General features: G+C 48.3%; 18 protein-coding genes and 1 pseudogene. 11 read left to right on the top strand and 8 right to left on the bottom strand.

What is annotated here, in order from left to right; translation table 11 throughout:
* Positions 1 to 63: 63 nt before the first annotated feature.
* Entirely contained in the window at positions 64 to 2,004 is a 1,941-nt protein-coding gene (pknB, locus tag HC352_RS03590) for a Stk1 family PASTA domain-containing Ser/Thr kinase (RefSeq protein ID WP_168917616.1), read from the top strand.
* Here pknB and HC352_RS03585 read toward each other — a convergent pair.
* Together HC352_RS03585 and HC352_RS03580 are read right to left on the bottom strand one after the other, a co-directional pair.
* On the bottom strand, positions 1,991 to 3,244 hold the full coding sequence (locus HC352_RS03585; RefSeq protein ID WP_168917615.1) for a 3-deoxy-7-phosphoheptulonate synthase: 1,254 nt from the start codon (positions 3,242 to 3,244) through the stop codon (positions 1,991 to 1,993). The two genes, pknB and HC352_RS03585, sit on opposite strands and share 14 nt — an antisense overlap.
* Before the next feature lie 103 nt (positions 3,245 to 3,347).
* Entirely contained in the window at positions 3,348 to 4,568 is a 1,221-nt protein-coding gene (locus tag HC352_RS03580) for a pyrophosphate--fructose-6-phosphate 1-phosphotransferase (protein ID WP_168917614.1), read from the bottom strand.
* Positions 4,569 to 4,645: 77 nt separating this feature from the next.
* Between HC352_RS03580 and HC352_RS03575 the strand changes: the two genes are divergently transcribed.
* The 3 genes and pseudogenes from HC352_RS03575 to HC352_RS09105 all read left to right on the top strand — a co-directional run bounded on the left by HC352_RS03575 (position 4,646) and on the right by HC352_RS09105 (position 5,869).
* Positions 4,646 to 5,032 carry a hypothetical protein gene (locus tag HC352_RS03575; RefSeq protein WP_168917613.1) on the top strand — a complete coding sequence of 129 codons (387 nt, stop codon included), beginning with the start codon at positions 4,646 to 4,648 and terminating at the stop codon, positions 5,030 to 5,032.
* A 461-nt stretch (positions 5,033 to 5,493) separates the two neighbouring features.
* Positions 5,494 to 5,643: pseudogene (locus HC352_RS09285) on the top strand (hypothetical protein); the annotation flags it as partial.
* 94 nt (positions 5,644 to 5,737) lie between these two features.
* On the top strand, positions 5,738 to 5,869 hold the full coding sequence (locus tag HC352_RS09105) for a hypothetical protein (protein WP_256367959.1): 132 nt from the start codon (positions 5,738 to 5,740) through the stop codon (positions 5,867 to 5,869).
* Positions 5,870 to 5,988: 119 nt separating this feature from the next.
* On the opposite strand, the gene HC352_RS03570 is transcribed toward HC352_RS09105, so the two are convergent.
* Positions 5,989 to 6,384 (bottom strand): response regulator transcription factor, encoded by a 396-nt coding sequence (locus tag HC352_RS03570; RefSeq protein WP_168917612.1) that lies wholly within the window; start codon positions 6,382 to 6,384, stop codon positions 5,989 to 5,991.
* A gap of 208 nt (positions 6,385 to 6,592) precedes the next feature.
* Here HC352_RS03570 and HC352_RS03565 point away from each other — a divergent pair, with 208 nt between their 5' ends.
* Entirely contained in the window at positions 6,593 to 7,216 is a 624-nt protein-coding gene (locus HC352_RS03565) for a superoxide dismutase (RefSeq protein WP_168917611.1), read from the top strand.
* 98 nt (positions 7,217 to 7,314) lie between these two features.
* On the opposite strand, the gene HC352_RS03560 is transcribed toward HC352_RS03565, so the two are convergent.
* The 4 genes from HC352_RS03560 to HC352_RS03545 form a co-directional block, all read right to left on the bottom strand.
* Positions 7,315 to 8,244 carry an FKBP-type peptidyl-prolyl cis-trans isomerase gene (locus tag HC352_RS03560; RefSeq protein ID WP_168917610.1) on the bottom strand — a complete coding sequence of 310 codons (930 nt, stop codon included), beginning with the start codon at positions 8,242 to 8,244 and terminating at the stop codon, positions 7,315 to 7,317.
* 60 nt (positions 8,245 to 8,304) lie between these two features.
* Positions 8,305 to 8,646 carry an iron-sulfur cluster insertion protein ErpA gene (gene erpA, locus HC352_RS03555; RefSeq protein ID WP_168917609.1) on the bottom strand — a complete coding sequence of 114 codons (342 nt, stop codon included), beginning with the start codon at positions 8,644 to 8,646 and terminating at the stop codon, positions 8,305 to 8,307.
* 75 nt (positions 8,647 to 8,721) lie between these two features.
* Positions 8,722 to 9,738, bottom strand: coding sequence for a hypothetical protein (locus HC352_RS03550; RefSeq protein WP_168917608.1), 1,017 nt, complete (start codon positions 9,736 to 9,738; stop codon positions 8,722 to 8,724).
* Between the two features lie 51 nt (positions 9,739 to 9,789).
* The gene (locus HC352_RS03545) at positions 9,790 to 11,133 is read right to left on the bottom strand and encodes a dipeptidase (protein ID WP_168917607.1); all 1,344 of its coding nucleotides are present in this window, start codon (positions 11,131 to 11,133) and stop codon (positions 9,790 to 9,792) included.
* Between the two features lie 78 nt (positions 11,134 to 11,211).
* On the opposite strand from HC352_RS03545, the gene HC352_RS03540 reads away from it, so the two are divergent.
* Entirely contained in the window at positions 11,212 to 11,880 is a 669-nt protein-coding gene (locus tag HC352_RS03540; protein ID WP_168917606.1) for a DUF3043 domain-containing protein, read from the top strand.
* A 71-nt stretch (positions 11,881 to 11,951) separates the two neighbouring features.
* Positions 11,952 to 13,376 carry a leucyl aminopeptidase gene (locus HC352_RS03535; protein ID WP_168917605.1) on the top strand — a complete coding sequence of 475 codons (1,425 nt, stop codon included), beginning with the start codon at positions 11,952 to 11,954 and terminating at the stop codon, positions 13,374 to 13,376.
* Between the two features lie 141 nt (positions 13,377 to 13,517).
* Here the strand turns inward: HC352_RS03535 and HC352_RS03530 are convergent, their stop codons facing one another.
* On the bottom strand, positions 13,518 to 13,835 hold the full coding sequence (locus tag HC352_RS03530; protein ID WP_168917604.1) for an oxidoreductase: 318 nt from the start codon (positions 13,833 to 13,835) through the stop codon (positions 13,518 to 13,520).
* Positions 13,836 to 14,021: 186 nt separating this feature from the next.
* Between HC352_RS03530 and lpdA the strand changes: the two genes are divergently transcribed.
* From lpdA to HC352_RS03510, 4 genes are all read left to right on the top strand, one after another.
* Positions 14,022 to 15,398 carry a dihydrolipoyl dehydrogenase gene (lpdA, locus tag HC352_RS03525; RefSeq protein WP_168917603.1) on the top strand — a complete coding sequence of 459 codons (1,377 nt, stop codon included), beginning with the start codon at positions 14,022 to 14,024 and terminating at the stop codon, positions 15,396 to 15,398.
* Positions 15,399 to 15,415: 17 nt separating this feature from the next.
* On the top strand, positions 15,416 to 17,074 hold the full coding sequence (gene sucB / locus HC352_RS03520) for a 2-oxoglutarate dehydrogenase, E2 component, dihydrolipoamide succinyltransferase (RefSeq protein ID WP_168917602.1): 1,659 nt from the start codon (positions 15,416 to 15,418) through the stop codon (positions 17,072 to 17,074).
* Positions 17,075 to 17,251: 177 nt separating this feature from the next.
* Entirely contained in the window at positions 17,252 to 18,436 is a 1,185-nt protein-coding gene (locus tag HC352_RS03515; protein WP_168917601.1) for an MFS transporter, read from the top strand.
* 71 nt (positions 18,437 to 18,507) lie between these two features.
* Positions 18,508 to 19,218: a DUF4191 domain-containing protein gene (locus HC352_RS03510; protein WP_168917600.1), complete on the top strand. Its 711-nt coding sequence runs from the start codon at positions 18,508 to 18,510 to the stop codon at positions 19,216 to 19,218.
* Positions 19,219 to 19,304: the final 86 nt, after the last annotated feature.

The following is a 19,304-nucleotide window of genomic DNA, read 5'->3' as shown; positions in this document are numbered from 1 at the left end:
TCCCACCCGACACGCAAAAGCCGGCCACCCACGTGACCGGCTTTTGCAGATATCCTAAAAGATGTGAATCTAGATCCATTACTCAACGTTGCTATCGAAGGACGTTACCGTATCACCTCACGCCTAGCCCGCGGTGGCATGGCCAGCGTTTATCGTGCTCACGATAACCGTCTAGACCGTGATGTAGCAGTAAAAATCATTCACTCTCATTTAGCTGAACAACCAGATTTTGTTGAACGTTTTATCCAAGAAGCGCGTTCCGCCGCTAAACTTACCAGCCCACACGTAGTCAACGTCTACGATCAAGGGGTAGCACAAACTCCACTTGGTGATCTACCTTATCTTGTTATGCAACTTGTCTCTGGACCAGACCTGCGCTCTGAATTGAACGCTAATGGCTCCTTGCCGATAGGAATGGCGCTAACAATCATTAAGCAGGTACTCCAAGCACTGGCGATTGCACATAGCGCCGATATTGTTCACCGTGACGTTAAACCGGAAAATATTTTATTAACCCAACCACTTGATATCTCCGCAGTTATCTCGCAACCAACAATCAATGCACAAGTTGCCGACTTCGGTTTAGCACGCGCCGCGTCAAAATCTACCCAAACAGCAACAGTCCTTGGCACCGTCGGATACGTTGCTCCTGAGCTTGTCACTGCTGGCACTGCCGGACCAGCCACCGATATTTACGCAACTGGCATTATGCTCTATGAACTTATTGCTGGTTCTTTACCATTCACCGGTGAGACACCCCTCGCGATCGCTTATCAACACGCCCATGACCAAGTGCCACAGCTCAGTGACTTAGCTGATTGGATTCCGGCTAGTATCGATTCCTTAATCCGTCTTTTCACAGCCAAAGATCCACAAAAACGCCCACAAAATGGCCAGGCAGCACTTGATGCGCTCGAAGATATTACCGAATCAATCCCTAGTGACATTGCTATTCGCCGTATTCCTGTTTTCCCACAACAAGTCAAAGAGACAGGCACTTCTGCAACAACCCAGCAACTCACTAATCCGGTAATAGACCAGCCTGCAGCTAACACACAAAAACTTACCGCTGTTACCCGTCCAGCTTCTGTTTCCTCATCGACGTCGAAGACTCGACGTCGTCGACGGTGGCCACTTTTCACTGCTCTCTTCCTTTTATTACTCGCTCTGACCGGAACTACTGGCTGGTATTTCCTCTACGGCCCTGGCTTACGCGTTACCCTCGCTGATGTCTCAGCTATGTCGCTAGCACAGGCCCAAGAAACACTTGAAAAACAGGGATTTCACACCTCAGTAACGCATGAGTTTTCCGACAACATTGCGCGAGACTCCATCATAGGAACTGACCCTATAGCAGGTAGCCGTATTCATCCAGACACTGAAGTAAAGATTCGTATCTCCGATGGCATCAAACACCTAACGGTTCCTTCGCTTGCTGGATTAACTTCCGCAGAGGCCGAGCAGGCTCTCAAGGACGCCGGTTTTTCTGATATTGACCACACTTCTAACTACTCCGATACAGTAGAGAAAGACCATATCGTCTCTCAAGAACCGGAACCAGATTCTTCCATCCCACACAACGCGACTATCCATTACGTTATTTCAGATGGTCGAGCGCCTGTGAAAATCCCTAATTTAAGTGATGTCAAACGTAGCGAACTCGAACAAACGCTTGCCGATCTTGGACTTACCCTTGTATTAACTGAAGAATACTCAGATACCGTTCCCGAAGGAAACGTCATCTCTCAAACTCCAGAAGCTAACTCTGCTGGGCTGCGTCTAGATGAAGTACACGTTACCGTTTCGCTCGGGCCAAAGCTGGTAGAAGTACCGAACGTCATTGGACAACAAAGTCAAAACGCGCTCACTACCTTGAAAAATGCCGGATTTGAAGTCAAAGTTGAAAAAATACTTGGTGGTTTCTTTGGAACAGTGCGTCTTCAAGACCCAGAAGGCGGAACAAAAGCTAAGCCTGGAACTACGATTACAATTACTGTTGTGTAGCCATGAACTTTCCAGCGGCAAAAGCCACCTCCAATAGCTGGCGTGGGTTAAGCCGTGGATCTACCAGTGGGTGATCCACAGTATGCGTCCAATTAAGGTCATCACAGCTATCGGCAATCTCCGTTACGTTATGGCCAGAAAACTCGATATGCATTCCACCGGCGATAGTTTCATATTGCGCACACAACTGAAAAAACTTCTCGATTTCAGAGATAATATCAGGTAAAAACCTAATTTTTCGTCCCGCAATCGTCTGAGTATTGCCATGCATTGGATCAACAAGCCAAGTAACTGGACGGCCATTCTCACGTGCCGCAACCAATAATTCTGGCAACTTTTCCCTAATACGAGAAACACCCATCCGTGGGATAAAAACTAGGCGTCCTGGAACGCCATGAGGATTGAGCATGTCCATAATCTGATGGATGTCAGAACCTGATGCGTTCGGCCCAAGTTTGACACCAATAGGATTATTAATCGAAGCCAAATACGCCATTTGTGGGCTCTCTACGTATCGGGTCCGCTCTCCAACCCATAGCATATGAGCACCTCTGTTCCAGTGTTCACGGTCAGTTAATGCTTGCTCATAGAACGGTAATAGCGCTTCGTGTGAAATATAAATGTTTCTTGGCCCACCATCTACATATTCACTCGTAACTAATTCGTTGAATCGCTGGTATTGCGGACTAGGATAGCCAGATGTATTCCATTCCAGCGCGTGAGCGTTAGAGAGAAAGTCAGTTACTTCTAGTTCCCTAATATAGCGATAAGCAGTCTGAGCACTTTCGATCGCTTGCACGAGACGCTGCGGGTCTGGAGTTCTGGCTTGGGAGGTAAAAACGTGTGAATTGATTGCATCACCACGGTACGACGGTAGAACGATACCATCTCGTTGTTCGGTTTCATGCGTTCGCGGTTTAGCATATTGCCCGGCTATTCGCCCAACTGGCACTACTGGACGAGAGCTGAGTCTACTAATAATAAAGCCAGTTTGAAGTAAGGAACCTATTTTAGCCCGTACATGATAGCGGGTCGCATCTGAAAATCGCTCGGCACAATCTCCACCCTGAACAATAAAGGCTTGGCCTTGCCCGGCAAGCGCAAGCTGTTCTTGGAGCTGACGGATATGTGAGACCTGTACAATATCTGGAGCTCGCCGAATCTGGTTCACCGCACAAGAAAGCTCATGAGGATCAGGATATACTGGCAAGAAATCTCTTTTATCTACCTGATTGCCCATGTAAACTCGTCATTTCTCCACATTGTTCTAGGTGTTCATGTCATGATTATTGGCCGGCCTTCCGGAAAATGACGAAGACCGGCCAATATACGTTGTTCAGCTATTACTTAGCTGGCTTTGGCTCCCATTCTTGGCCGATAGCATCCATAACTTCATGGAACCATGGCTGAGAAACATCAAATGCCTTGTGTCCAGCAATACGCTTGAAATCGATTGCCTTCAAGGTATCGTTATCTTCTTCGTCGTGGCCAATAACTCCGGAAACGCCTTCCTGAGCAGACTTAACAGCCAACTCAACCATAGACTCAATAAGCTCGAGATCCTTTGGATTAGACGCAGCCGAACGTGAGAAGTAACCAGACTTCTGAACCATAACCTTTTCTGCACCGATGATCTTTGCAAACTGGTTTGCAAACCATTGGCCTGGGTTAATGGTATCAAGCTTAACGTGACCGAATGGGTCACGTTCAACCTCGATGCCATCTTCAAGCATTTCTTCAATGATTTCTTCCACGCCAGCGCCTTCGGAAAGGAAGATGTTAACGTTACCCTGCTCATCCATAATCTTGCGCAAACGTGAGCCTTCAACATCAAGATCGAAGGTAATTTCTGGGATGTACATTGCGTGAACATCCCAACGTTCCTTGGATAAACCAGCTGATGGAACCCACTCTTGCTCATCGAGCCACTCACGGTAGTACTGGGTAGCTTGAGCGGTGAGGTAACCACATGCACGACCCATAATTTCGTGAATGATGAGCATACGTGGGTTTGAGCGATGCTCGCCAATAACATTTTGTGCGAACTTCGAAGCTTCTTCAGCTGCGGTGTAGGCACCAAGGGACTGACGAATTGGAACAATATCGTTATCGATGGTCTTTGGTAGGCCAACGACAGTCAGTTCGTAGTCATTTTCGTGAAGGTATGCTGCGAGATCAGCAGCAGTTGTGTTGGTGTCATCACCACCGATGGTGTGCAGAACGTCGACGCCATCCTTACGCAACTGCTCTGCTGCCACTTCAAGTGCATTTTCGCCAGGCTTAATTAAACCGCGTTCCACAAGGTTTTGAGAGTTAGTGAGCTTGACGCGGGAGTTACCGATTGGTGAACCACCGAACTTCTTCAATGTAGCTGCGTTAGCACGTGCTTCGTCGTCGAAAACAATAAAGTTTCCGGTGAGTAAACCATGATAACCGTACTGGTATCCAATGATCTCTGCATCCGGGATCTCTTTGGTGTAGTGCTCGATAAGACCGCCAACTGCGGTGGACAGGCATGGTGCGAAACCACCTGCAGTAAGAATTGCGACGCGACGGATAGACATCCGTATCCTTCCTCTCATGTGTGGTGCGGGCTACTCCCGCTTCTCCTCTACTAGTCTACCGGTTGTAAGCTAGGACTATGGCACGTGAAGATAATGATTTGGGCAACCTTTCCGGGTGGGATGCAGATCGCGAATGGCAAAATTTTATTTCTCTCGATCCGCCCAAGCGGCATTTCGGGCCACGGGATTGGAGCCCGAGTGACAATGATGCGGATTTTGATCCGGCCACGCTACCACCCGCCTACCCGCAGTCTCGCGCCGGCTTTCCCCGATTATCCTTAGCATTATGGGGATTGTGCGGGGTGTTGATTATCGTGTGTTTAGCCGGTTTTTTCGATCTACTTGAGTTTCCTCAGCCAGTATGGCTTGGGATGGCTTTCTTTGCTTTTATTTCAGGAGCTGGAGCTGTCTTGGCACAAGCGCCGGTAGAAAACGATAGAGACGACGACGGCGCTCGGTTGTAAATGACACAAAACTATGGTGGAGGCGTGAAATAACCTCGTCATTATGGCACATAAACTATTACGTTCACCGGGCAGTTGTATTGATGCCAGCGAGCCAATATTTCATCGCCGTTGTCAAGGCACTCTGGTCCCCCAGCAACTAACTGTTTACCAATCTAGCAACAGATCTCACTGAGGTAACGTTCGCGGTGAGGTTGTTGAGGTTTTAGCTTCTTGATTAACCCCAGGCATCCCGCTATAAACTTTCGGCGTTAGCGCGTTTCGTCCAGGCAACAACGTCTCCCTCACGTTGAGCCTTGGACGATGCCGCGTAACTGTGGATGTTTTTCATGTATTTTATCCCTGCTATCCGTACTAGGAGCAACCTATCTTGGCGATCTATTAACGCACTCCCAAGTTCCACACCATCGCCGATTAAATGCCCAGTTAGCCGATCATCTTCTAGCTAAACAGGAGTCTATTCTTTTATCGGGTTGTATGACGAAGTGCTCTATAGAGGAGCATCAGGCAATATTTACAAACGGGCTTGTCATTACTTTACTGCTGGAGAAAAGCAGCGCCGAATTCGCGAAATGTTGGGACCGTTTACTCAGAAGAGTCAAACTAGGTAGCATGTCATCTGCACGGCATTCAGCTTTGTAGCACCCGGTGTGAACGCGAACGTCTCTACGTGCGTTAGCGGGTGGGACCACTAATTAAGCATCAGTGAATCCACTTATTCAAGCTGGAAGAATTATTGCGGCAGTGCCGAACAGTAGCCAGGTTAACTGCTGGGAAGTGCTCGTTATTGATTACGTTGTTTATCTTCCGGAATGTGGCGGGGCGGTGTCTGTTTAGTGTATGTCACTTATCTACAAGCCCTAGCGATAGAAATTGGTCACGGACAAAAATTATGCTCCCCGATATTTCTAGGATTGGCTAAAACTGCGGGAAGCATAATCTAAAGAGTTGACTGGCTAGCCGATAATGTCCTCTACCGCAGCTGTGAGTTCAGCTGCATCAATAGGATAAGGCAAAATCTTTTCTGGCCGAGCTACCCGAGCCAACCATTCATCTTGCGGACGGGCGATGAGAACAATATAAGGGATGCTTTCATCAATTTCGTCTCGAACCATCTTGCCTAAGCCGATGCCTCCAAGTTTAGGAGTTTCTGCGTCAAGAATTAATAAATCAAATTTTTTATCTGCTTCTTGGGCTTCTTTAATCTTAAGGATAGTTCCCTCGGCAGTAGCGCCTTCTACCCATTCGATCATTGCACCACTACTACGGACTTTGCGCCCAACAGCGCGCATAACAGATTCACGCACATCACGATTATCTGAGTAGACTAACACCTTTGCATGCGAATCCATGCCCACCTCCGGCTAGATATCATCTTTTCTGCACTTAAGTCTACGTCCTTTCATCTCAGCGAACTAATTGAAAACCCAGAATGGAAAGATAATCTTGTCGTTTTATTTCACTGTTAGGAATATCTGCCCGCATTAAGTCTCGGAAATGTGCATAATAGTTTATGTACCAACGGACTTAAGTCCCGAACAACTATTATTGGAGACAGACATGTCGCTTTATACTCTTCCAGAGCTTCCCTACGATTACGCCGCACTAGAACCGCATATTTCCGGCAAGATTATGGAACTGCATCATGATAAGCACCACGCTGCTTACGTGACCGGTGCCAATAACGCCGTTGCCAATTTAGCCGCCGCTCGTGAAGCCGGTGATCTGTCTAAAATCAACCAGCTCTCTAAAGATCTCGCCTTTAACTTAGGTGGACACACTAACCATTCAATCTTCTGGCAAAACCTTTCCCCTAACGGTGGCGGCCAACCCGAAGGTGAACTTCTTGAAGCCATTAAAGATTCTTTTGGCTCTTTTGATTCATTCCAAAAGCACTTTACCGCTGCTGCACTAGGCATCCAAGGATCAGGCTGGGCAGTGCTTGCTTATGACACTATCTCCGGTAAACTCAACATCTTCCAGCTCTTCGATCAGCAGGGCAATGTTCCTCCGGTAACCATTCCATTATTCATGGTTGACATGTGGGAACACGCCTTCTACCTTGACTACCTGAACGTTAAGGCTGATTACTTGAAGGCCATCTGGAATATTGCAAACTGGGAAGATGTCGCAGCTCGCCTAACCCGAGCACAAGAGCAAGCAACAACACTCGTTCTTAGCTAATTTTTCTCTCAGTTAATCTTTGTTAAATGTTAGCGGCCCGACGTGTGTCGGGCCGCTAACATTTATGCCGCTACATTTATTGCATATTATGCAGGCGTCTAATCAATTCCGATAATATCAACAACAACAGCGATGCCAGGTTCATCATCACTATGTGCTTGTCCTTGAGCTGGAGCCATAATAAGAACGCGAGATCCGACTGGGATTCCTTCTAATCCATCAAAGATAGAACCGCGTCCTATGGTCGAACGAAAAGGCCCAGTCTGCCCGTACGTTGTTTCGGTCTTTGAATTATCGATCGTTGCCATCGAGTACTGAACATAAAAATTCGAGCCTTCTCCTCCCACTTCTGGCCCATTACCACGAGCAATGACAGTGGTTGAAACTTCGGTAGGGTTCGGTGTTCCTTCTTTGACGTTGATGCCTACCGGTTGGCCAAGCTCACCAGTAATATTTACTGGAAGAGTAGCGAGATCGGCTTCCATACTCGCCTGTGGATCACCAGCTTGATCGGTACCATAAACATCGGTAATCTCCACATAAAATGCGATCGTATCCTTTTCTCCAATGCCCGCTTGCTGATTACCACCAGAGGGACCATAGCCCATTTCCGCAGGAATCGACAAAATCACCTTAGCACCCGGTTTAAGACCCGTTAATCCCTGCGTCCAACCAGGGATGACCTGCAGAAGAGAAAATCCGGTACTTTTACCACGAGAAAAAGAAGAATCAAACGGTTTCTCATTGCCCCATACTTGGCCTACATAGTTCGCTACAACGAAATCAGTTTGTTCAATAACCCGACCTTCGCCTTCGTCAAGCACTGTTTTCTGTAATCCAGCAGGCGCATTAGATTTCGGGAAAATCAGACGCGTATTGGCACCATCAACTTTTACCGTGGGCATCTCAGTTCCAGGTTGCATCTCCGCATCAGCGGATGCCGCTGCGTTTTCTGGACTGTCCGTAGAAGAACAACCGGTGAGGACCATCATAAGAGCAGCCGTGGCCGCAACAATCGAACGTTTCACGTATAAAACTCCTTTAAAAAATAATGCGCAGACGCTCTATTAAAGCATCCGCGCATATGCTCAGTGGAAGGATTCTCCACATGCACAAGAACCCTGAGCATTCGGGTTATCGATAGTAAAACCTTGACGTTCGATCGAATCAGCAAAGTCGATTGTAGCTCCGTCAAGATAAGGAACAGACATCCGATCTACCACAACTTCCACACCGTCAAAATCGACGACAGCATCGCCATCAAGTAAACGCTCGTCAAAATAAAGCTGATACATCAGGCCAGAACAACCACCTGGTTGAACAGCTACTCGGAGCCGTAAATCATCTCGGCCTTCTTGTTCGAGTAGTGACTTGACTTTCGCCGCTGCCACATCGGTCAGAGCCACAGCGTGTGTTGCGATTTCACTCATCTTTTCCTCCAAAATAAATAGACATGTTCCAGCGTATCGGCTCATGGCTATTGAATCCACTAGATACGCTGAGAGCTATGTATCCCACCCCCATGTTGACGCTAACCGAGCACCGAGCTCTTCCAATCCTTGGGTGTGAAAGGGTTCCGATTCTGTGGGCAACCGATAAAGACCATGAACTCCCAATCCAGGCAATTCTCCACGTACTAGTTGAGTATGAGCTGCCACTAACACAACCGGCACCCCAAGTGATTCAGCGTGTTCTGCCACCACTTGAAGCCCTCGCGGAACATTTAACTCCAGATGATCTGTGACATATATATAAATATCAGCTTCTGGCGGTAGCACTAAGTTTTGCCCAATAAGATCGAGTTTTGCTTTCAGGAGATAAAAAATCTTACCTAGCCCACCGCCAACACCTTCAAATGTTAAGGTCGGCTCAGCATTGAGTAATGAAGAACTTCTTACCTGCGCAGCTTGGTCAAGATTATGCGCAAAGGTTGCCATATCCTTATTGATCAGATGAGCAAGGTTAGGATCCAATCCTGATCGTTGCCATGTCCGAGCAAGACCAGCAAGCCCTAATAAATCCTGATCATGCGGGTATGTGACATACAACGCCATAGTACCAAGCGCAGAACGAGCTTTATGGAGCGCGTTACTTAAAACATCGATCGAAGAATTGTAGGCGAGTGTGATATGAGAAAGACCACTGAGCAATCCGATTCCCAGATCAGTGTTGGACATCAATACTGGCAGATGAATATGAACGTAAGAAATGCCAAGATCAGCCAAAAATAGCAGGTCATGTGCGAGGAACGACGACGACCCCCGAGGATCACTGTTACCAGGCCAGGTGGCAGCTTCTGCAAGATCAATCATGGCGCTACGCTGTGAATGGGAAATCCATAAAATTCTTCGGGGACCATCGCCACGCCGCTCAATATCCTGAGCATCTGGAAAATCCCGGGAAAAAACCTGAGCTAAACCTGTTCCAACATGGGCTATGCTATCCCCATCAGAGTGGACTATAGCCGCAATCTGATCCGTTGGCCGAGCACTTAGCCAGCCGTTGCTAATGGATTGCGCCACGGCGCTCGGTTCACATCCCGGGAGCGCCGTGGCTATACATACGACCTGCAACTACTTACCCAACCGCGACAGCATAAGAGTCTCAGCAACGATGGCATTTCGAAAATCACCAAGATGCAAGGACTCATTGGCAGAATGTGCCCGAGTGTCCGGATCTTCGATACCAGTGACAAGAATTTGAGCCTCCGGGAAAACCTTGGACAGATCAGCAATAAATGGAATCGAACCACCTTGTCCGATATCGACGGAGTCAACTCCCCACGCTTCACGCAACGCCCATCGCGCGATTTCTGTTGCTTCGCTATCTGCCCCAGCTAAAAATGCTGAACCAGCTTCGGAAACTTCGACATCGATGTGCGCACCGAACGGCACATGAGAACGTAAATGATCAACAAGAGCTTGCGCAGCTTCTTGAGAGTCCTGGCCAGGCGCCACACGCATTGACAAGACGAAATTAACAGCTGGAATAAGCGTATTTGATGCTCCTTGAGCAGGTGGCACATCCATACCAATAACTGAAATCGCTGGCTTGGTCCATAGCCGTGAAGTAAAGGATCCAGAACCGGCTAGCTCTACCCCAGGCAAAACTCCGGCATCGCGGCGGAATTCATCTTCTGGATAATCAACATCAGTATGGTCTTCTTGACGCAGGCCAGCGACGACGACATTGCCTTCAGCGTCATGCAATGTCGCAATTAAACGCGACGCAACAACAACGGCGTCGACAATCGGCCCGCCGAAGAAACCCGAATGAAGCGCGTGATCTAATACCTTGATTCCAACCTGAAGCTGAACCACCCCGCGCAACGAAGTCGTCAACGCCGGGACACCAACCTTCCAGTTGGATGAATCGGCAACAACAATTACGTCAGCTTTGAGTTGCTCTTGATAGGTATTAAGAAAATCGACAAACGTTGGAGATCCTACTTCCTCTTCACCCTCAATGAAAAGTCGAATTCCCACGCCAGGGTCAGCCGCAGCTATGGCGGCTAAATGAACAAGCACACCGGCTTTATCATCAGCTGTTCCCCGTCCATAAAGCCGTCCATTACGTTCCACAGCTTCAAATGGTGCAGAATCCCATTCAGCGATATCCCCTACTGGTTGAACGTCATGATGCGCATAAAGCAGGACTGTTGGTTTGCCTGCTACCGCTTGCCGAGTGGCTAGAACAGCCGGGCGGCCAACGAGCCCAGAAGCTGTTTCCAACTGGATAATCTGTGTATCTAAACCAAGTTTTTTGGCACGCTGAGCAATCCATTCGGCTGATTTACTAAGAGGTTCTTGGTTATATGACGACGACGAGATTGATTCAATCGTGACAAAGTCTTTTAACTCGGCTAAAACATGAGGTAGCGCTTCATCAACGCGCGAAATAATATTTTTTGTATCCATACCCTCTAGCCTAACGCCTAATGAGGCATTAACCGGTAAACTAACACTTGGTATTTCATTTAATGTGAAGGAAGAGTTGTGTTCGGTCATCGAAAAGACGAAGCGCACGAGACGGCGCCTACACCTGCGCAGTCGGTGGAAAAAGGACGAGTACCTGGTAAAGGAGTGCCTACTCCACGGCGGAAAGATGTTGAAAAGGCACGCCGGCGCCCCCTTGTTGCCTCAACTGCAGCGCTAACAAAAGAAGAAAAGAAAAAACTAAAAGCAGAAAATCGCGCTAAAAGTAATGAGCTTTATTACAAGCAACAAACTGCTATGCGCACGGGGGATGAAAAGAATATGCCTCCGGCACATCGCGGACGGGTGCGCCGTTGGGGACGTGACTATATTGACGCCGCAGGTCCACTCGGGCAGTGGTTTATGCCGATGGTCATTCCTTTACTTGTCCTTGCCGCTTTCATGTCTTATTGGCCAGTGGCGGCCTTTTGGGCAACTATCGGCATCTATGTGATCTTCTTACTTATGGTCCTCCAGCTAGTGTGGATTGTGCGAAACGCTAAGATTCTAGCCACCTATAAATTTGGCAAAGATGAGATTCCTTCTGGTTTTGCCTTACAAATGTTTTCCCGTGGAATGTATATGCCCCGGTGGCGTCTTCCAACGCCACAAGTAAAGCGTGGGCAATACCCAGATGGTGCAACTGCAGCTGATCTGAAAGCCGCAAAAGCGGCTAAAAAAGGCCGCTAATTTCTCACAGCTAGCTCTAACGGGACTGCGTCAAATTCTTTTTGGCCGCAGTCCCGTTTATCATAGTAGGTATGACTACTTTTGATTTAACTTCTTCTCTCGATATCAATTCCAACCTTGCTATTGTTGTAGCGCAGAAGGAAGACAAACTTACTGTCCTTTCACCGATTGACGCTGATTTTAGCGCAGCTGTAACACAAGCATTAACAACGCTAGATTTTAGCGCTAAGCCACTTTCCACTGCAGTAATCGTCAACCCAGTTGATCCTACTAAGATCGTGATCGCCGTCGGCCAATGCACCGAGCATGAAACTGAATCATTACGCCATATGGCCGGTGTTGCTAGCCGGGCAGCTCATGGCCGTGACTCATTAACGCTATGTTTCCCTCACGAAACGGCTGCCCAAGCTGGCGCAATTATTGAAGGCGCTCAGCTAGGTGCTTATGTATTTGACGCATACAAGAAGCCAGCAAAGAAGCCTGTCGCTCACGTCGTCGTCGTATCAGAACACACAGACGAAGAAATCCGCGATCACGCTCTAGTCCTTGCTGAAGCAGTAAATGCGATTCGTGACCTCGAAAACACCACACCAAATTATCTCAACCCAGTAACTTTCGCACAGCACGCTAAGGATATCGCCGAAGCTGCTGGTCTAGCCGTCAAAGTCTATGACGAAAAAGACCTCGAAGCAGAAAAGCTAGCTGGATTACTCCAAGTTGGCCGCGGCTCCGCTTCTGCCCCACGGTTGGTTCGTGTTGAGTACAAGCCGGAGAATGCTGAAGGTTTTACTGCCTTAATTGGTAAAGGCATCACCTTTGATACCGGTGGTTATAGCTTGAAGCCATCGGGTTCTATCACTGAGATGAAGACCGATATGACTGGCGCGGCAACTGTCTTACACGCTGTTATAGCCGCCGCAAACCTCGGAATCAAGCGTCATGTGGTTGCTTGGCTCTGCTTGGCTGAAAATATGGTTTCCGGAACCGCTGGACGGCCCGATGACGTCATCGTCTACCGCAACGGTATCTCTGTGGAAATCAACAATACTGATGCCGAAGGTCGTCTTGTTATGGCCGACGGTCTGATCATGGGTGTTGAAGAGAACCCTGATGAGATTATTGATATCGCTACACTCACTGGCGCACAAATGGTTGCTTTAGGCAATCGGACAACTGGCATTATGGGAACCGACGATGTTCGTGACGCAGTAGTCGCTGCCGCAGATCGTGCTGGAGAGCCAGCATGGGGAATGCCGTTACCTGCGGAACTTCGTTCTTCGCTTGATTCCGATTGTGCTGATATGAAGAATTCTGGTTCTCGTTATGGCGGAATGCTTGTAGCCGGTTTATTCTTGAAGGAATTCGTTGGCCAAACGCCGTGGGCCCATATTGATATTGCCGGTCCGTCATTTAACCGAGAAAGTGCCTGGGGCTACCAGCCTAAAGGTGCAACTGGTGTCATGCTCCGCACTCTTGTAGAACATCTAGCACGCTAATCTGAGCACTTAACTACTTGTTAATTTTATCAGTGGGGCTATCAAACGATTTGATAGCCCCACTGATAATTCTTACAGTATCTACGATCTCAGCTCACGGCACATTAGTAACATTAGATCGGTGTGCTGCCTGCTTTTCTCTTAACGGCGAGATGCGCCTGGGTGGTTAAGATTCCACTCACGCATTGAACGCGGATAACCTGTACGGGCCACATCATATAGTGGAATTCCTAGTTCACTGGCGAGTTCGCTTGCCGCATGAATATCTGGAACTTTCCGCCGAGTCCACTCACCGTCTTCAGCAACAAGCAGTATCGCTGAAGGATCACGCGGCGTTTCTAATTCGAAATATGCCTCTACCCCTTGTCGCGTGGCGCAAAAATCACGTAAATACGCTACTGTTTCTTGCCGAGCTTTTTTTGAACTTTTACTGCCTGAACGTTTAAAAAACCATGCCATAGTCACATCTTACGCACAGATTTATCCATATTCCTAGTCTCTAACAGCTTGAATTTTGGTCACAACGTAATCTTCTTAACGAATATTTCTTTCATAACAATGAGCAATATCTCTTACGAAGTGGGACAATATACCTAAGGGGCTGGGTATACCAGTACCCAAAAGCCAACTCGAGGGAGAGGTTAAGTGTCAGACACTCAAGAATACGACATTGTTATTCTCGGTGCCGGTTCCGGTGGTTACGCCACGGCTCTACGCGCCGCACAGCTCGGTCTATCAGTCGCGCTTGTCGAAGGCGACAAGGTCGGCGGAACCTGTTTACATCGTGGATGCATCCCCACCAAGGCACTACTGCACGTAGCTGAAGTAGCCGATGAGATGCGCGAAGGTGCCAGCATTGGCATTAAAGGCACTTTCGAAGGAATCGATATGAATGCTCTTAACGCCTATAAAGAAGGCGTTGTTACTAAAATGTATAAGGGCTTATCTGGTCTGATAGATTCGCGTGGCGTTGAGACAATCAACGGATGGGGACGACTTGTTGCCCCTGACACCGTGGAAGTCAACGGTCGCCGTCTTAAAGGTAAGAACATTGTTTTAGCCTCCGGTTCTTATTCAAAAACCATCGGTCAAACGATCACAAACCGCGTTATTACTTCAGAACAAGCCCTGAAACTTGACCACGTTCCCAACTCCGTCGTTGTCCTTGGTGGTGGCGTCATTGGCGTAGAGTTCGCTTCGGTTTGGGCTTCTTTTGGAACAAACGTCACTATTATCGAAGGTCTTGATCGCCTCGTTCCCAACGAAGATCCAGCTATTTCTAAGACGCTTGAACGCGCTTTCCGGAAGCGCAAAATCGCGTTTAAGACCAAGACAATGTTTGATCGCGTAGAAGAAGATGAACACGGAGTTCACGTCTTCACCCAAGACGGGCAACAGTTCGATGCTGACATGCTCCTAATTGCTATCGGCCGTGGTCCAGCAACTCAAAATCTTGGTTATGAAGAACAAGGTATTAAAATGGAACGCGATTTCGTCATCACTAATGAGCGTCTCCATACTGGGGTAGGCAATATATATGCAGTTGGCGATATCGTTCCTGGTGTTCAACTAGCACACCGTGGTTTCTTGCACGGATTGTTCGTAGCTGAAGAAATTGCCGGTTTGAATCCGAAGCCGGTAGACGACAACCTCATTCCTAAGGTGACTTTCTGCGATCCAGAAATCTCATCAGTTGGACTTACCCAGCCAAAAGCCGAAGAAAAGTTCGGCAAAGATAACGTTGAAATTGCGGAATTTAATCTCGCGGGCAACGGTAAGTCACAGATGCTTGGCACAACTGGCTTTGTCAAACTTGTGCGCGAAAAGAACGGTCCGATTGTTGGTTTCCATGCAATTGGTGCCCGCATGGGCGAACAAATCGGCGAAGGCCAGCTCATGGTTTCTTGGGAAGCATTCCCTGAAGACTTTGACGGCCTCATCCACGCACACCCAAGCCAAAATGAATCGCTTGGCGAAGCTGTACTTGCCCTTGCTGGCAAACCACTCCATACCCATAACTGAGACAGGGAGTTCCACATATGTCTGAAGAAATCAAGATGCCCGCCTTGGGCGAATCCGTCAATGAAGGGACAGTGACCACCTGGCTCAAGCAGGTTGGCGAACATGTTGACATTGACGAGCCAATCGTTGAAGTGTCCACCGATAAGGTTGATACCGAAGTTCCAGCGCCAGCCGCTGGAATCCTCGAACAGATCATTGTAAATGAAGATGAAACCGTTGAAGTCGGTACTATTTTAGGTTACATCTCAGACGGCTCAGGAACTGGCACAGTAGCAAGCGAAGAACCAGCTCAACCCGTTGCTGAAGCTCCTGCACCTGTCATTTCCTCAGCTCCACCTGCTGATGGCATCAATGTTCTTATGCCAGCTCTCGGAGAGTCAGTTAACGAAGGTACTGTCACTACTTGGCTCAAGCAGGTTGGTGATACTGTCGAAGCCGATGAGCCAATCGTTGAAGTGTCTACCGATAAGGTCGATACTGAGGTTCCTGCGCCAGCTTCTGGCATTTTGTCACAGATCGTTGTATCTGAAGACGAAACCGTTGAAGTAGGAACCATTCTGGCAGTTATCGGCAGTGAAGTGGCGCCAGCACCAGCTGCCCCAACCCCAGAACCTGTAGCCGTGGCCCCAGTACCTACCCCAGTTGCAAGCGAACCAGCAGCTGTCCCAGCTCCTGTCGCAGTTCCACCTACCGGCGCTGAAGGCAAATCATCCTACGTCACACCTATCGTGCGTAAACTTGCTAAGGAACTCGGTGTAGAACTAGAAAATGTTACTGGCACTGGTGTTGGCGGGCGCATCCGCCGTCAAGATATTGAAGCTGCTGCACAGGCCGCAAAGGCTGCACAAGCTGCACAACAAACCGTTGGAGTACCAACAGATGCTGCACCTACCCTAGCGGTAGCTCCGGGTTCTGTGAAATCCGCACTAGCCTCTAAGGCTCAAGAAGCTACCTCGAAGCGCGGTACCCGCCAAAAGATGACTGGATTGCGCAAGACTATCGCCAAGCGAATGGTCGAGTCTCTCGAAACTTCTGCACAGTTAACTACTGTGATGGAAGTTGATGTTACTCGCATCGTCAAGCTACGGGCCGCTGCTAAGGATGGATTCTTGGCACGCGAAGGTGTCAAACTCACCTTCTTGCCATTCTTCATCCAAGCTGCAACTGAAGCCCTCAAAGCACATCCCATCATCAATTCTTCTGTGGAAGGCAATGAAATCGTCTACCACAATGTAGAGCACGTGGGTATTGCTGTGGACACACCTAAGGGCCTCTTCGTCCCAGTCATTAAGAATGCCGGCGATCTGAATATTGCTGGCATTTCAAAAGCTGTTAACGATCTAGCTACCCGCACACGGGACGGCAACATCTCCTCAGATGAGCTTAGTGGTTCGACATTCACCATCACAAATACCGGTTCAATTGGTGCTTTGTTTGACACCCCGATTATCAACCAACCAAACGTTGCAATCATGGGAACTGGTGCTATTTTTAAGGCTCCTGGAGTGGTACAGGATCAGGATGGAAATGATGTTATTTCTATTCGTTCCAAGTGCTATCTATCCATCTCTTACGATCACCGTATTGTAGATGGCGCTGACGCTTCGCGTTACTTGCGCGATGTGAAGATGCGCTTGGAGGAGGCAGACTTTGCCGGTGAACTCGGCTTGTCTTAATCTTCTCTAGCTATCTAACGATAGACATAAAATCGGCGAGGTACATTTTACTACCTCGCCGATTTTGCTATTAATCTTGTGTCTTAACATGCGCATAAAACTCTTCGCAACGTAAGATGATTAATGGCTCTGCGACGTTCGACGTCTCCTTAGCCTTCGTTTCTCGATTGGAGACCTGTGAATAGTTTTTCCGGCTATCGTGAACTTCCCCGTTTGACCGGAATTGGATATCTTTTAATGTCCTTTATCGGTCGATTTCCGACGTCGATGACTGTGATTGGTGTACTAACACTTGTCACCTCAGTGACACAATCAGTTGCTCAAGCATCACTGGCATCAGCAGGATTAGCTATTGCAACTGGTATCGCTAGTCCAACTATCGGTCGTTTGACTGATAATTTCGGTCAGCGTTTCCCACTCCTCGTCATCGCACCGGCAAATATCCTTGCGCTTTTAGCACTAGTGTTTTTACTTAACTCAAACACGCCGTTATGGGCAATCATCTGTCTTGCGGTACTTGTTGGTATGACGACAATTCCATTAGGCGCTCTGGCTCGTGTCAGATGGTATCCGATCACTCGCGGACGCAATGAACTAGCTGCTGCTTTGTCATTAGAATCAGTTGCCGATGAAATGGGATTCGTTTTCGGACCAGCGATTGTAGGAATACTTGCATCTGCCCTAAGCCCTCGAGCACCACTCATCGTTGCTGCACTTATCGTTCTTACGTGTATTATTCCATTCGCGTTATCACAATTTTCGGTGGGCCCAGCAATCCACGGTGCGGGTGAAAAAGCTCCCGCTATTATCTCAGTTCTCTACTCCGTACGCACACCGTTACTAGCAATGTTGGCTCTTGGCATGTTTTTTGGCGCAGCACAAACTTCGGTAACCGCTTTTGCACAACAGGCAGGTGCCGCAAGCGAAGCGGGTTTAATATACGCCTCGATGGGACTGGGCGCAGCTATTACCGCATTAGGCTCTGTTGCGCTTCCTGACCGCATAACTCAAACAGCACGAATCGCTCTCGGTGGAACTGGACTAGCCCTCGGATCAATTATTTGCGTATTTGCTCCATCTTCACTTCTCTTATCAGTAGCTGTCTTTATTTCTGGTCTAGCTATTGGACCAGCATCAGTAGCTATTTTCACTCTCGCGGGCGCCCGGGCACCACGAGGTGGTGACGCAGTTGCGGTGACTGCCCTTGGCTCAGTCAATGTTTTAGGAGTAGCCGTATCGGCTTCTATTACTGGCCAAATAGTGGGTATAGCAACCGCCTATGGTTTTCTCGTCTGCGCAGTGTGCGGAATCTTAATTGCGTTGAGTGCTATCGTTACTGATGCGAGGAATCTCCGAGCCTGATGCGTTGGAGCTTTGCCCTTACGTACCGTAAAATCAGCACTAGTGTCCTACACAAGAGAAAAAGGAATGTCATGGTTAAATCGCGCAACGATGGTAAAGCAAAGAAGCCAAAGAAGAAGCGTTGGTATTCGTATCTCGCCGAAGCATACAAGATTTCGCGCGAAACATACTCTTGGACTCCATTTGCTGTTTTTGGGCCGCTTTTAGGTGGTATCGCTGCCGGAATCATCATCGGTATGATCACAAATCGGTGGATTATCTGGCCGATTATGTTCACTTTACTCGCAGTGACTGCAAGCATGTTTATCCTCGTACAACTTGTTAAACGCGCTTCATATGCAAAAATTGATGGAATGCCCGGTGCTTCCATGGCTGTTCTGAGCCAGATTAAACGAGGCTGGATCCTTAACGAAGAGCCTATCCGGTTTAATGCTCGTACTCAAGATATGCTTTTCCGCGCTATTGGGCGTCCGGGAGTTGTCCTTGTCACTGATGGCGATCAGGGCCGCACGGCTAAGCTAGTTGAGGAAGAACGCCGTTCGCTTAAGCGTATCGCTCCCTCAGTACCAGTTCATGTCATTTCTGTCGGTCACGGCCCGGATCAAACCCAGCTTTTACAGTTACAACGCGCTATGCGTAAGTTGCCTAAAGCTTTAACAAACCAAGAAGTACAAGCTGTTTTCCAACGCTTAGATGCAGTAAAAGTTAACCATATCGGCGTACCTAAAGGCATCGACCCATATAAGGCCCGTCCTGACCGACGTGGGATGCGCGGCCGGTAAACATCATCCTTATCTCATAATGTGGGGGTAGTTGCATTTCGCACCTACCCCCACATTAGACTAAGAAAGAAGACACAACCGCTGGG

It is taken from the genome of Arcanobacterium buesumense (assembly GCF_012563545.1).
Taxonomy (GTDB): Bacteria; Actinomycetota; Actinomycetes; order Actinomycetales; family Actinomycetaceae; genus Arcanobacterium; species Arcanobacterium buesumense.
Note: the sequence above shows the minus strand (reverse complement) of the source record. Positions and strands in the feature narration are given on the sequence as shown.

What these genes read in the sequence shown, in the direction of transcription:
- HC352_RS03570 (WP_168917612.1), bottom strand. Translation starts at nt 6,384, where the DNA reads ATGGATTCGCATGCAAAGGTGTTAGTCTACTCAGATAATCGTGATGTG.
- HC352_RS03575 (WP_168917613.1), top strand. Translation starts at nt 4,646, where the DNA reads ATGGCACGTGAAGATAATGATTTGGGCAACCTTTCCGGGTGGGATGCA.
- HC352_RS03580 (WP_168917614.1), bottom strand. Translation starts at nt 4,568, where the DNA reads ATGTCTATCCGTCGCGTCGCAATTCTTACTGCAGGTGGTTTCGCACCA.
- HC352_RS03565 (WP_168917611.1), top strand. Translation starts at nt 6,593, where the DNA reads ATGTCGCTTTATACTCTTCCAGAGCTTCCCTACGATTACGCCGCACTA.
- HC352_RS03585 (WP_168917615.1), bottom strand. Translation starts at nt 3,244, where the DNA reads ATGGGCAATCAGGTAGATAAAAGAGATTTCTTGCCAGTATATCCTGAT.
- sucB (WP_168917602.1), top strand. Translation starts at nt 15,416, where the DNA reads ATGTCTGAAGAAATCAAGATGCCCGCCTTGGGCGAATCCGTCAATGAA.
- HC352_RS03545 (WP_168917607.1), bottom strand. Translation starts at nt 11,133, where the DNA reads ATGGATACAAAAAATATTATTTCGCGCGTTGATGAAGCGCTACCTCAT.
- HC352_RS03510 (WP_168917600.1), top strand. Translation starts at nt 18,508, where the DNA reads ATGGTTAAATCGCGCAACGATGGTAAAGCAAAGAAGCCAAAGAAGAAG.
- HC352_RS03535 (WP_168917605.1), top strand. Translation starts at nt 11,952, where the DNA reads ATGACTACTTTTGATTTAACTTCTTCTCTCGATATCAATTCCAACCTT.
- erpA (WP_168917609.1), bottom strand. Translation starts at nt 8,646, where the DNA reads ATGAGTGAAATCGCAACACACGCTGTGGCTCTGACCGATGTGGCAGCG.
- HC352_RS03530 (WP_168917604.1), bottom strand. Translation starts at nt 13,835, where the DNA reads ATGGCATGGTTTTTTAAACGTTCAGGCAGTAAAAGTTCAAAAAAAGCT.